The 13702-nt window shown below is 40.3% G+C and carries 13 protein-coding genes; 12 read left to right on the top strand and 1 reads right to left on the bottom strand.

Annotated features, from left to right (window positions below; translation table 11 throughout):
- Positions 1-6 precede the first annotated feature (6 nt).
- From flaG to NSQ11_RS16420, 10 genes are all read left to right on the top strand, one after another.
- Positions 7-348 carry a flagellar protein FlaG gene (gene flaG, locus NSQ11_RS16465; protein ID WP_007499987.1) on the top strand — a complete coding sequence of 114 codons (342 nt, stop codon included), beginning with the start codon at positions 7-9 and terminating at the stop codon, positions 346-348.
- Between the two features lie 16 nt (positions 349-364).
- Positions 365-1891: a flagellar hook-associated protein 2 gene (locus NSQ11_RS16460; RefSeq protein WP_342501164.1), complete on the top strand. Its 1527-nt coding sequence runs from the start codon at positions 365-367 to the stop codon at positions 1889-1891.
- A 17-nt stretch (positions 1892-1908) separates the two neighbouring features.
- Positions 1909-2313, top strand: a complete 405-nt coding sequence (gene fliS, locus NSQ11_RS16455; RefSeq protein WP_008348247.1) for a flagellar export chaperone FliS — start codon at positions 1909-1911, stop codon at positions 2311-2313.
- Positions 2310-2651 carry a flagellar protein FliT gene (locus NSQ11_RS16450; RefSeq protein ID WP_008348246.1) on the top strand — a complete coding sequence of 114 codons (342 nt, stop codon included), beginning with the start codon at positions 2310-2312 and terminating at the stop codon, positions 2649-2651. Before fliS ends, NSQ11_RS16450 begins: the two co-directional genes overlap by 4 nt.
- A gap of 13 nt (positions 2652-2664) precedes the next feature.
- Complete coding sequence (locus NSQ11_RS16445) at positions 2665-3045, top strand: hypothetical protein (protein ID WP_008348244.1); 381 nt, start codon at positions 2665-2667, stop codon at positions 3043-3045.
- 33 nt (positions 3046-3078) lie between these two features.
- The gene (locus tag NSQ11_RS16440; RefSeq protein ID WP_202734189.1) at positions 3079-4764 is read left to right on the top strand and encodes a methyl-accepting chemotaxis protein; all 1686 of its coding nucleotides are present in this window, start codon (positions 3079-3081) and stop codon (positions 4762-4764) included.
- 189 nt (positions 4765-4953) lie between these two features.
- The gene (raiA, locus tag NSQ11_RS16435) at positions 4954-5517 is read left to right on the top strand and encodes a ribosome-associated translation inhibitor RaiA (RefSeq protein ID WP_007499992.1); all 564 of its coding nucleotides are present in this window, start codon (positions 4954-4956) and stop codon (positions 5515-5517) included.
- A 199-nt stretch (positions 5518-5716) separates the two neighbouring features.
- The gene (secA, locus tag NSQ11_RS16430) at positions 5717-8242 is read left to right on the top strand and encodes a preprotein translocase subunit SecA (protein ID WP_035701569.1); all 2526 of its coding nucleotides are present in this window, start codon (positions 5717-5719) and stop codon (positions 8240-8242) included.
- A gap of 67 nt (positions 8243-8309) precedes the next feature.
- A protein-coding gene (gene prfB / locus NSQ11_RS16425; protein WP_098680723.1) for a peptide chain release factor 2 occupies positions 8310-9411 on the top strand; the annotation gives its coding sequence in 2 pieces (ribosomal slippage) (positions 8310-8381 and positions 8383-9411; 1101 coding nt in all).
- A 124-nt stretch (positions 9412-9535) separates the two neighbouring features.
- On the top strand, positions 9536-11329 hold the full coding sequence (locus tag NSQ11_RS16420) for a M3 family oligoendopeptidase (RefSeq protein ID WP_144625655.1): 1794 nt from the start codon (positions 9536-9538) through the stop codon (positions 11327-11329).
- 215 nt (positions 11330-11544) lie between these two features.
- Here NSQ11_RS16420 and NSQ11_RS16415 read toward each other — a convergent pair whose 3' ends face one another.
- A complete protein-coding gene (locus NSQ11_RS16415) occupies positions 11545-12279 on the bottom strand; it encodes an alpha/beta family hydrolase (RefSeq protein WP_039169771.1) in 735 nt (244 codons plus the stop codon).
- Positions 12280-12468: 189 nt separating this feature from the next.
- Between NSQ11_RS16415 and NSQ11_RS16410 the strand changes: the two genes are divergently transcribed.
- Together NSQ11_RS16410 and cccB are read left to right on the top strand one after the other, a co-directional pair.
- Entirely contained in the window at positions 12469-13317 is an 849-nt protein-coding gene (locus NSQ11_RS16410) for a YitT family protein (RefSeq protein WP_060781471.1), read from the top strand.
- Positions 13318-13365: 48 nt separating this feature from the next.
- Entirely contained in the window at positions 13366-13695 is a 330-nt protein-coding gene (gene cccB, locus NSQ11_RS16405) for a cytochrome c551 (protein WP_007500002.1), read from the top strand.
- The last annotated feature ends 7 nt before the right edge of the window (positions 13696-13702 follow it).

Genomic DNA, 13702 nt, shown 5'->3' with positions numbered 1-13702 from the left:
ATAACTATGTCTGTTGGTAAGTTGACTTCGCTAGAGCCACTGATTGATGCATTTCAAACCCGTGTTACGAATCATCAAAATGACAATGCAAACACTGATTTACAAGCAAATGGAAAAGTCGTTTCAAAAGAAGAAATTGAGAAAACGCTTCAAGGAGCAAATAAGCTGATTGAACCTACTCAATTTCATCTTCAATTTGAATTGCATGAAAAACTCAATGAATATTATGTCAAAGTCGTAGATAACCAAACCGAAGAAGTCATTAGAGAGATTCCTTCCAAAGAATGGCTTGATTTCTATGCGGCAATGACAGAGATTGTCGGTTTATTTGTCGATAAAAGAATGTGAAGGGAGAACATAAACCATGGTTAATCGAATTACTGGATTTTCAAATGTATTTGATATTGATGAAATCGTCTCAAAGCTAATGAAAACTGAGCAAGCACCACTTGATAAAATGACACGTCAGAAACAAACACTTGAATGGCAAAGAGACAGCTACCGCGAGGTCAATTCAAAGGTCAAAGAATTAGATGATCTCATTGCCAAACTAAATTTAACATATCCGAGTACTTATGGCGCAAAAAAGGTCACCAGCTCCAATGAATCTGCTGTCACAGCAACTGGCTCAACAAATGCTACCTCTGGCTCGATTAATGTGACCCAACTAGCGACAGCATCCGTATTCAAATCTTCTGGCACATCTGGATTTACTGCTGCAAACGGTACGTTCACGTTTGAGGTGACGACACCAGATTCTACAACACCTAAAACAGTGACCATTAATACAACTGATACAGATACCCTTGATTCAATCGTGTCAAAATTGAACAATGCTCAACTAGGTGTCACGGCTTATAAAGGCCAGATCTTTGATGGAACCAACTACGTAGATACGATCGCTCTGACTTCGCGTACGACTGGTGAAGGTGTCAGTATTAAGGCAGCAGATGGCAATTCTGCTTCATTTTTAACGCAATTAGGATTCCAAGTGGATGGAGATAATAAATTAGTTGCGACTACTCAAGGGCAGAAAGCGCAATACGAAATTAATGGTCTCAAAATGGAAAATAACAATAATACCTTCACGCAGGCTGGTATCACATATGAGCTGAAAGGAACAACAGATAAGCCTGTCAGCTTAAACGTTTCAACAGATGTTGATGCCATCTTTGATAAAATTAAACAATTTGTTGATAAATACAACGAACTCGTTGAATTGGTCAATGGTAAAGTGAATGAAAAGCGAAATAGAGACTATCAACCATTAACGGCTGAAGAGAAAAAAGCCATGTCTGAAAAAGAAATTGAGTTATGGGAAACAACCGCTAAGTCTGGCTTACTGAGAAGTGATTCTATTTTACGAGCTGGTGCCTCTAAAATAAGAAGTGATTTTTATGCTGATATTACGACAAGTGATGGAAATAAGATTCACATGACACAAATCGGTATTTCTACTTCATCCTCGTATAAAGATGGCGGGAAGCTTGAACTAATTAATATTAATGGAGTAGAGAAATTAAAAAAAGCCATTGAAGAAGACCCAGAAAAGATAAGACAAATGTTTATCTCTGGTTCTTTAAATGTTGATTCTAAAGACAAAGACAAAGCACAGCAGCAATATAAAGAACAAGGAATCATCTATCGCGTCAAAAATTCCTTATCAGCCTTCACAAAGAGTATTCAAACAAAAGCTGGTAGTACAACAATGGAGCTAAAAGAATATGGACTTGGTAAGGATTTAGATTCTTTGGCAAAACGAATGGATACATTCCAAGATCGTTTAAAATTAGTGGAAGCTCGTTACTACAAAAAGTTTAACGCCATGGATAGTGCGATTCAAAAGCTAAACAACCAATCTGGCTATCTTTCTCAACTGCTTGGACAATAATTGGAGGTTTATAACATATGGCAATTCAGAACCCTTATGCCGCCTATCAGAAAAATTCTATTGAGACCGCAACACCGGCCGAGTTAACGCTTATGCTTTATGAAGGATGCTTAAAGTTTATTAGACTAGCAAAGCATGGCATTCAAAAAGAAGATGCTGAAATGAGAAACTTGAACCTGAAAAAGGCTCAAAACATCATCCAAGAATTAAATGTCACCTTAAATCGTACGTATGATGTATCAAAGAGCATGGCAAGTATGTATGACTACATCTATCGAAGACTGATTGAAGCCAATCTGCAAAATGACGAAGAGATCCTGAATGAAGTAGAGCAATATGTGACTGATTTCCGAGATGCTTGGAAGGAAGTCATTCAAACCGATCGAAAAGGGCGTCACCACTCTATTGGGGGATCTCTATGAGTATTGTGGACCAACTGCACGACCAAACGTTAAAAATGGCAGCGGAAATAGAGGCCAATCCGCAAAGCGAAACACTCGTTGAAGACTTTGATGCTTTTTTAGTTGAGAGAGACGAACTAATGAGAGATATTCAACATGAGCTTTCCGTTCAAGAAAAAGAGAAAATCAAAGAAATCATTCAAACAGATCAACTGATGGCCAAGCAATTAACGGAGATTCAAAATGGGATCAAGGCGGATATTCAAGCCATTCAACGTAAGAAAACAAAACAGCTGAATTATCAAAATCCGTATCAGCCCATGACAAGTGACGGCGTATACTACGATAAACGGAAATAAATAGGTGAGACCTGTGGCGTATCGTTCAGATGACTATATTTTATTAACCACATATTATGACCTTCTATATACGATAGAAGAGAGTCTAAAATATTTAGATGAAATTGAGAAGGATTTCGCTAAAACAGAAGGGGATCGGATCTTTAATGATCTGATCCATGCCTTCTTTCATTTAGAGACAACACACCCGCTTCTGCTTTCAATTATTGAAAATGAGCACTTTGCCAAGACGATTCGATCGTTTGACCAAATTTTTTTAAGTTTCGATATACTAGCTTTCTATACATTCCCTTCAAATCACTTCCAGTCATTCCTTACATCATATTTTATACCTGAATATAGAAAGTGGATGGATGAAATACATGCCTGTATGAGGCCGTATGTCATTCATTAATTTTTGTTTAATTCAGACCATTCGGAGGAATTTATGAGACTAAAAAATCAATTTTTATTTGGGCTTATTGTCATATGTGTATTGTTTGTCAGTATTTTGGGATTTTCTAGCTTTATCTATTACAAAACAGATCAATCGTATAAAGCACTCCTCACCAAAGAAGTAAAGCTGTACCAGACCTCACTGGAATTAGAGACACTGCTACAAAAACAGGAAGCACAAATTAAAACGTACGTGGTTGTTCAAGATGCTGAAAATTTACAGAAGATTGAGCAAACATATGAAGAAATCAATAAGAAAACAACTGAAGCATCAAAAATGAGCACCGTTAAACAAGCAAAAAATCTGTTAGATCAAATTTCCGAAAAAAATTATCTTTACTACACCTCAACAAATCGATTATTTAATTCATTGAATATGCAAAATCAAAAAGAATTCAACACCCGCCTCAGTCAAGAATTACAACCTATCGAACAAGAAATACATACCTTTACAAAAGAATTTGCTCAAACACAATTGAAACAGCGTGATCAAAAAATCAGTCAGCTCAATGAAGAAAGTAACCAATTATTGCTGACGCTCATTCTCGTTAGCGCAGCGATTATAGTCGGCTTTTTAGTCATTGGCACAAGGTTTGTTCATCGTATGACAAAACCGATTGTCTCTGTCACACATGCAGCAAGAAGAATGGCAGATGGTGACCTCACACTTGAAGAGATTGAAGTAACCTCTAAAAATGAAATTGGCCAGCTCGGTACGGCTTTTAACCAAATGACAGCTCATTTGCGTCAGCTCATCTTACAGGTGCAAAACGGGTCAAGGCAATTAGCTGATTCTGCTGCTCAATTTGAAGAAACCATCAGTCAAACCATTTCGGCTAGTGAACAGACGTCTAGCTCGATTGAACAGGTCAGTGAAGCTTCACGTGAACAATCTGATGCAGTAGGAAAAGTAGCTTCGGCGATTCAAGAAGTTTCGACTGGTATGCATAATGCGGCTGAACATACGTCTGATGTTTCGGGTCACTCAATTTCAGTGACTGAAAAGGCTGAAGAGGGCGCATCCCTCATTCAACAATTTGTGAAACAAATGAGTTCTATTAAGGAATCTGTGAATGAACATCATTCTACAATGGCCAATGTACAAGTACAGTTTACCGGTATTCAAGGCCTGCTGGGGAATATTCATGCCATTGCAGATCAGACAAATTTACTTGCTTTAAACGCAGCCATTGAAGCAGCAAGGGCTGGGGAACATGGACGAGGTTTTGCGGTTGTTGCAGATGAAGTCAGAAAGCTGGCGGAAGAATCAAGTCAGCTGACTGATCAAATTAGTCAGTTACTCGCCAACGTGAACAAAGATACTGAAAGATCGTCTCAATCTATGACGAAAGTGGAACGAGATGTAGCAGAAGGTGTGAAAGTATCGCAATTGTCTGAACAGAGCTTTCAAGAAATTCTGGAATCCATCCGTGATATCTCGATGAAAGCAGAGGAGCTTTCTGCCACGACAGAGCAAATCTCAGCTAGTACAGAAGAAATTTCTCAAACAGTTGGTGTGATAGAAGAAGGAGCCAAGCGAAATTCTGAGGAAACAGAGTACATGTCGGCGGCTGTTGAAGAATCACTAGCGGCGAATGAGGAAATGAAAGCAGCTGCGGAAGATTTAAAATCTTTGTCTCAATCACTGAAAACATCTATTTCATCTTTCAAGATTTAACAGCGCCATGGTCTTTTTCAAGAATCAATCGAATATATATTCATCACCTATCAAGTAAAAGCTGAAGCACCGCAGGATTCGACAAATTTCAATAAAAATTCACATTTTTTTTACGTTTGAGCAGGAGAAAAGGAGGGAAAAGTAGAAATAAGTTTACATATCCTTAATTTTAAAGGAGGCGTTCTTTACATGAATTACAATGTCCGAGGAGAAAACATCGAAGTAACACCTGCACTAAGAGATCATGTCGAGAAAAAAATTGGAAAGTTGGAGCGTTATTTTGAGTCAGATGTTGATGCTTCAGTCAACGTGAACTTGAAATTTTACAACGATCAAGAATCTAAAGTTGAGGTTACCATTCCAATGACTGATCTAGCACTTCGAGCAGAGGTGCATAATGAGGATATGTACAATGCAGTAGACCTAGCAACCAGTAAATTAGAACGTCAAATTAGAAAACATAAAACGAAAGTGAACCGTAAATTCCGTGAGCAAGGTGCGAAAAAGCATTTATTTGCTGGAGGAAACGGTGCTTCCGAAGTAGCAGTTCAAGATGACGAAGAAATTGATGAAACAGAAATCGTCAGACAAAAACGCTTCAATCTAAAACCAATGGATAGCGAAGAGGCCATTCTCCAAATGAACATGTTAGGTCACAGTTTCTTTGTCTTCACAAATGCTGAGACAAATTTGACCAATGTGGTATACCGCCGAAATGACGGTAAATACGGACTCATTGAGCCGAACGCTTAATCATTCGTTCCTTTTGATCCGAAAATGACCTAAAAAAAAGTAAACCCGTTCCCTTCATAAGGGGCGGGTTTTTTGTGCTAAATCATTGCAAATTCTTTGGAAATCAAGGAAGGTATGGTATGATAAATGCAGGTAAATATGGACCTGTCAAACTTTTGGACATGCCGAAAAATTGCATGAAATAGAGGAGCGTTATTATATGCTTGGAATCTTAAACAAAGTGTTTGATCCTACGAAACGTACGATCAGCCGATATGAAAAAAAGGCAAATGAAATCGAAGCTCTCGCTCAAGATTTCGAGAAATTATCTGACGAGGCTTTACGAAATAAAACGATCGAATTTAAAGAAAAACTTGAAAAAGGACAATCTGTAGACGACCTTTTGGTTGAAGCATTTGCAACGGTTCGTGAGGCTTCCCGCCGCGTGACAGGAATGTTCCCATTTAAGGTGCAGCTCATGGGGGGGATCGCCCTACATGAAGGGAATATCTCTGAGATGAAAACAGGTGAAGGGAAAACGTTGACATCAACGATGCCTGTTTATTTGAATGCTCTTTCTGGAAAAGGCGTCCACATTGTGACAGTCAACGAATATTTGGCAAGCCGTGATGCAGAGGAAATGGGCAAGATTTTCGAATTTCTTGGATTAACGGTTGGCTTGAACTTAAACAGTTTAGACAAAGATGAAAAAAGAGAAGCGTACGCTGCTGATATCACGTATTCAACAAACAATGAGCTTGGCTTTGATTATTTACGAGATAACATGGTGCTGTATAAAGAGCAAATGGTTCAAAGACCACTTCATTATGCCGTCATCGATGAAGTTGACTCCATCTTAATTGATGAAGCGAGAACACCTCTTATTATTTCTGGACAAGCTGCAAAATCGACGAAACTTTACGTACAAGCAAATGCCTTTGTTCGTACGTTAAAAATAGAAGACGATTTCACTTATGATATTAAAACAAAAAGTGTACAGCTGACTGAAAGCGGAATGACGAAGGCGGAAAAAGCATTCGGCATTGAGAACTTGTTTGATGTCAAACATGTCGCTCTTAACCACCATATCGCGCAGGCTCTTAAGGCACATGTTGCGATGCAAAAAGACGTTGATTATGTTGTGGAAGATGGTCAAGTCGTCATCGTTGACTCCTTCACAGGACGTTTAATGAAAGGACGTCGCTATAGTGAAGGTCTGCACCAAGCCATTGAAGCAAAAGAAGGTCTTGAAGTGCAGAATGAAAGCATGACACTTGCAACCATTACGTTCCAGAACTACTTCCGTATGTATGAAAAGCTATCTGGTATGACAGGTACAGCGAAAACGGAAGAAGAGGAATTCCGTAACATTTACAATATGCAGGTTGTCACAATCCCAACCAATAAACCGGTTGTGCGTGATGACAGACCTGATTTAATTTACCGCACGATGGATGGCAAATTTAAAGCAGTAGCTGAAGACGTCGCACAGCGTTATATGACAGGACAGCCGGTCCTTGTCGGAACTGTTGCGGTTGAGACATCTGAATTAATTTCAAAACTGCTTAAAAATAAAGGCATCCCACATCAAGTGTTAAACGCGAAAAACCATGAGCGTGAAGCACAAATTATTGAGGAAGCTGGACAAAAAGGTGCCGTCACAATTGCGACAAACATGGCGGGACGTGGAACAGACATCAAGCTTGGCGAAGGTGTGAAAGAACTAGGCGGTCTTGCTGTTATTGGGACAGAGCGTCATGAATCACGCCGTATTGATAACCAGCTCCGTGGTCGTTCTGGTCGTCAAGGAGACCCAGGGATTACTCAATTCTATCTCTCGATGGAAGATGAATTGATGCGCCGATTTGGTGCAGAGCGGACAATGGCGATGCTTGATCGCTTCGGTATGGATGACTCTACTCCAATTCAAAGTAAAATGGTTTCAAAAGCTGTTGAATCTTCTCAAAAACGTGTTGAGGGGAATAACTTTGATTCCCGTAAGCAGCTTCTGCAATATGATGATGTTCTTCGTCAACAGCGTGAAGTCATTTACAAACAGCGTTTTGAAGTCATCGATTCTGATAACTTGAAATCGATTGTGATCAATATGATTCAATCGTCTATTGAGCGGGCTGTTGGATCTTACACGCCGAAAGAAGAACTTCCAGAAGAATGGAAACTAGATGGTCTTGTTGAATTAATTAACACGAACTATTTAGATGAAGGTGCCATTTCGGTCAAAGATATCTTCGGTAAAGAAGCAGATGAGATCACCGAATTCATCATGGAGCGGATTAAAGAGAAATATGATGCAAAAGAAGAGACATTTGGCGATGAACAAATGCGTGAATTTGAAAAAGTCATCGTTCTTCGTGCAGTAGATTCGAAGTGGATGGATCATATCGATGCAATGGATCAGCTGCGTCAAGGAATCCATTTACGTGCATATGCACAAACCAATCCGCTTCGTGAGTATCAAATGGAAGGATTTGCGATGTTTGAGCATATGGTCGCTTCAATTGAAGATGACGTCGCTAAATATGTGCTAAAATCAGAAATCCAAAACAACCTAGAACGTGAAGAAGTCGTTCAAGGACAAACAACTGCTCATCAGCCTCAAGAAGGCGATGAGGAGAAAACAGTGAAGAAAAAGCCGGTGCGTAAAGTAGTGGATATCGGAAGAAACTCACCATGTCACTGCGGAAGCGGCAAGAAATATAAAAATTGTCATGGGAAGACAGAATAAGTAATGGAAAGAGGTGAAAACCTCTTTCTATTCATGTCAGCCCCCATACATCTATGAGGTGAAGGATATGGAATTAGTAGAAATTAGACAAGAGCTTGAAAATATGGCTAGCAGGCTAGCTGATTTTAGGGGGTCTCTTTGACCTCGATACAAAAGAAGCGAAAATTGCAGAGCTTGAGGCCACGATGTCAGAGGCTGACTTTTGGAATGACCAGCAAAAAGCGCAAGGTGTCATTAATGAAGCCAATGCACTGAAGGATTATGTGAATACATATCATGAGCTCAGTGAATCTCATGATGAGCTGCAAATGACGCATGATTTATTAAAAGAAGACTACGATGAGGATCTTCATGCAGAACTTGAAAAAGAACTGAAGAACTTAACAAAACAATTTAACGAGTTTGAATTGCAGCTTCTTTTAAGTGAACCGTATGACAAAAACAATGCCATTCTTGAGCTTCACCCGGGTGCAGGTGGAACGGAATCACAGGACTGGGGATCGATGCTCCTCAGAATGTATACCCGCTGGGCAGAGCGCAGAGGCTTTAAGGTCGAAACACTTGATTATCTTCCTGGTGATGAAGCAGGAATTAAGTCTGTGACATTACTGATTAAAGGACATAACGCTTACGGTTACTTAAAAGCAGAAAAAGGTGTCCATCGTTTAGTCCGTATTTCTCCATTTGATTCATCTGGCCGTAGACATACATCTTTCGTTTCCTGTGATGTCATGCCAGAATTTAATGAAGAAATTGATATCGATATTCGTACAGAGGATATTAAGGTGGATACGTATCGTGCAAGTGGTGCAGGGGGGCAGCACGTCAATACGACGGACTCTGCGGTTCGTATCACACACATCCCAACAAATGTCGTCGTGACGTGCCAAACGGAAAGATCCCAAATCAAAAACAGAGAACGTGCAATGAAAATGCTGAAGTCTAAGCTTTATCAAAAACGGATCGAAGAACAACAGGCGGAATTGGATGAAATCAGAGGAGAACAGAAAGAAATTGGCTGGGGAAGCCAAATTCGCTCGTATGTTTTCCACCCATATTCTCTTGTGAAAGACCATCGTACCAACACGGAGATGGGAAATGTTCAAGCGGTGATGGATGGAGATTTAGATTCCTTTATCGATGCGTATTTACGTTCAAAATTATCATAAAAACTCGGCTTCTTGCCGGGTTTTTTTAATTGTGAGAAAATATAATGAATATAAAGGAATACATATGCCATACTGACTCTATATCCTTTGTATGATGAAATTAGCAATTAAAGGGGGAAATAATTTGGGATTAAAACCATTACAAGAGACGTGGGATTTAGATGCCTTTTTTAAAGGAGGCAGTTCTTCATCAGAATTTATCACATACTTAGAGCATATACAGCAGCTATTAGATGAGTTACGACAAAAGGTAGATGCCTTTTCAAAAGAAGATACACAAATTGAAAAAAAGTTAACAGCTGTCCTTGAAACGTATGAAATCACATATAAAAAATTAGCACAAGCAGGTTCATTTGTATCTTGTCTACAATCTCAAAATACAAAGGATATGAAGGCGGGCAGCCTCCGGGGGTCCATTGCCAAGCTGGAAGCTGAATTAGGAACCATTCTAGCCGGGTTTGATCAATCACTTGCTGAGATTCCTACTAGCCAGTGGGAAGAACTAATGGATTCAGCCGCTTTTTCAGATGTTTGTTACATATTAAATGAACGAAGAGAACATGTAAAAGATCAACTGCCTGTTGAACAGGAAACACTCATTCAAAAACTAGCAGTAGATGGGTATCATGCGTGGGATGAACTTTATTCTAGCTTGGTGAACAAAATTACCATTCCATTTGAGCAAAATGGTGAAACACAAATGATTTCTGTAGGCCAAGCAGAAAATGCGATGGATGATTCAGACCGTGAAGTGAGAAAAGCCGTCTATCATAATTTAGAACATGCATGGACACAGGATGAACATTTGTTTGCAAGTACACTCAATCATCTCGCTGGTTTTCGTCTACAAGTATATGAAGCAAGAGGATGGGATCATATATTAAAAGAGCCCCTTGATATTTGCCGGATGAAACAAGAGACGCTCGATACAATGTGGTCTGTCATTGATGAACGTAAGCAGCCATTCATTGATTATTTACAACGTAAAGCTGACATGCTTGGGGTTGATAAACTAAGCTGGTTTGATGTGGGAGCGCCTATTGGAAGTGAGACAAAAACCTATTCTTATCAAGACGCAGCCGCTTTTATTATCAAGCATTTCGCAGGGTTTGGAAAAGAGCTTGCTGCTTTTACTGAAAAAGCTTTTAATGAACGCTGGGTAGAAGCTGAGAATCGCCCAAACAAACGAGTGGGCGGTTTCTGTACGAATTTCCCTGATAGCGGAGAATCACGTATTTTTATGACCTTCTCAGGGACTCCATCCAATGTAGCGACACTAGCACATGAGCTTGGTCATTCGTTCCATCAGGAAGTCATGCAGGATGTTCGGATGTTGAATCGTAAATATGCGATGAATGTAGCTGAAACTGCGTCTACATTCGCAGAAATGATTGTGGCAGATGCTTCATTAAAAGAGGCGGCCAATGAAGAAGAGCGTCTCAGTTTGCTAGAGGATAAGCTGCAGCGCAGTGTGGCATTCTTTATGAATATTCAATCACGCTTCTTATTTGAACAACGCTTTTATGAAGAGCGCAAACAAGGAGAAGTGCCAGCTGACCGCTTGAATGAGTTGATGGTAGAAGCACAGAAGGAAGCCTTTGGTGACTCTTTAGATGAATACCATCCGCATTTCTGGGCGTCTAAACTGCATTTCCATATTACAGGGGTCCCGTTTTATAACTTCCCTTACACCTTCGGGTACATGTTCTCTCTAGGTATTTACGCGAAAGCATTGCAGGCTGGGGCATCATTTGAAGAGAAATATATTGCGCTATTAAAAGATACAGCGTCAATGACTGTAGAAGATTTGGCATATAAGCACCTAGGTGTCGACCTGACTCAAAAAGCATTTTGGGAAGAGGCCATTTCACTGGCTGTGGCAGATGCTGAAGAGTTTTTAGAAGCGACGAAGGCATAAAAAATGAAAAGCTCCCATTACGGGAGCTTCAGCGTGTAGACAAACCCTCGCATTCGGTGTCAGTCCTGCGCTTCGGTGCTCACGAATGTCAGATTCGCTCCGCACCGATGCTCGTCCTTCCTAGGGCTGCAAAGATTTTCTATCACGCTGAAAAGAAGACAAAGGGCTAAAATCAAGTTCATTTTAGCCCTTTGTCAACAATCCTGCAGCTCCCATTACGGGAGCTTTTTTGCTGGTTTTAACCATTCCAGCATCGTCTGAACGATGTCTTTTTGTTGCGTGAGGACTGGAATGTCTGCAGGCTGATCCCCTTTTTGTTTGCCATACATGCCAAATTGAGCATGATTACCGCCTTTTATCTCATGGTACACCGTTTGAGAAGGTAGCTGCTTTTTCGATTTTTTGATTTTTTCTTGTGTCGCCAGCCCATCTTTTTCGCCTGAAATAGATAATACTTGCAAGGAAGCCTGTTTCAAATCATCTGATGCAGGATAGGAGGCAAGGAAAAAGAGGCCGTCCAGCTTGCTTTGATTTTTCTCTGCATACATAGCGGCAGCTGTCCCGCCTAGCGAATGTCCGCCAATGTACCAATGCTTGATGGCTGGATGACTTTTGAGGATATCCTCTGCCTTCTTCGTATTAAAAATCGCGAAGGAAAATGGCATGTCTGGGATAAAGACCGAATAGCCTTTCTTCATCAGCGCATTCCCTAGATAGGCATAAGCAAGAGGTTCAACTTTTGCCCCAGGATATAGAATGATGCCAGTATCGCTTTTTGATGCTTCAAATGAATATACCCCATTTTTATGATCGACTTGCTCAATCTTCATCTGCTTTTTTAACGCTTCCGATGGTCCATATGTAAAGCGGCTCCATGTATAGAAAGCACCAAAAGCTAAGATGATGAGTGCAAGTAATGTAATACCGGTGATCTTCAGTATTTTCTTCATCGTATGTCCCTTCTTTCTCATGTACATATTAAATATACCATCATTTACTCTTCTGCCAAACGGCAAGTACGCTGATCCGGCTGTGTGATAAAGTATTAATCCATTAGCACTGCATTTGGCTGTTATTTACAATCTGAATGAGAGGGCTTAAAATAGGTGTGCATTCAGAAGTAACGGAGGAAGAAAGACATGAAGCAGGAACATTCTCAACTTTGGATTGAAGTGAAAAATTATGTACTTATTTTAATAGGATCAGCCATCGTGGCGGTTGGCTTTAATACGTTATTATTACCAAATCAGATTGCTGCTGGCGGTGTGAGTGGAATCAGTACCATTATGCAGTCATTCGGTTTTGAAGCTGCATATGTACAATGGGGTCTCAATATTCCGCTCTTTATCGCAGGCTTTTATTTATTAGGTGGAACATTTGGGATAAAAACGCTCGTTGGTTCTGTCTTTTTACCTTTAATGGTGTTCTTAACAAGACACATTGCTCCTGTCACCCATGAAGCACTGCTCGCCGCAATATTTGGCGGTGTAGTGATTGGGATCGGAATTGGGCTCGTTTTCCTTGGCAATGGTTCAACGGGAGGAACGGCACTTGCGGCCAAAATCATCAATAAATATACAGGGCTGACGTTAGGTACTTGTTTAGCGATGATGGACGGTTTGATTGTTTTGGCGGCCATGACTGTTTTTGGGATTGAAGAAGGACTGTACGCTGTGATCGGAGTGTTCATTTCTAGTAAGACGATTGATGTGGTTCAGGCAGGCTTTAGTCACTCGAAGATGGCCATGATTATTACGGGTCATGAGGATGAGGTCAGACAGGCGGTGTTTGATCAAATTGATCGTGGTGTAACGAAGATTTCAGCAGTAGGTGGGTACACCGACCATGACCGGCCTATTTTAATGTGTGTGGTAGGGCAGTCACAATTCACAAAGTTGAAACAAGTGGTAAAAGCGATCGATGCATCAGCGTTTGTCATCGTCATGGATGCAAAAGAGGTGCTTGGTGAGGGTTTTAAAAGGGCATAAACAAGGATATAATAACGTTGACCAAATGATTGTAAGGGAGGGAAATACATGAAAAAGAGCGGATTAACGCTTCTTTTTGTCGCTATGCTTTTTGTACTTGCGGCCTGTGGAGGAAATTCAAGCAGCAGTGACAAAGAAGGCAGTAAAAGTGCTTCAAATGTGAGTAGTGGTGAAGAGATTTATCAGCAAAACTGTATTGGCTGTCATGGAAAAGACTTATCTGGCGGAGGCGGACCAAGCCTGAAAGAAGTCGGGAAGAAATATAATGAAAGCCAAATTGCAGATATTGCCCAGAACGGTAAAGGATCTATGCCAAGCGGAATGGTAGATGAAAAACAAGCAAAAGAAGTCGCCAAATGGCTTGCAGAGAAAAAATAAAACCTTT

The organism is Bacillus sp. FSL W7-1582, from assembly GCF_038593325.1.
Taxonomy (GTDB): Bacteria; Bacillota; Bacilli; order Bacillales; family Bacillaceae; genus Bacillus; species Bacillus altitudinis.
Note: the sequence above shows the minus strand (reverse complement) of the source record. Positions and strands in the feature narration are given on the sequence as shown.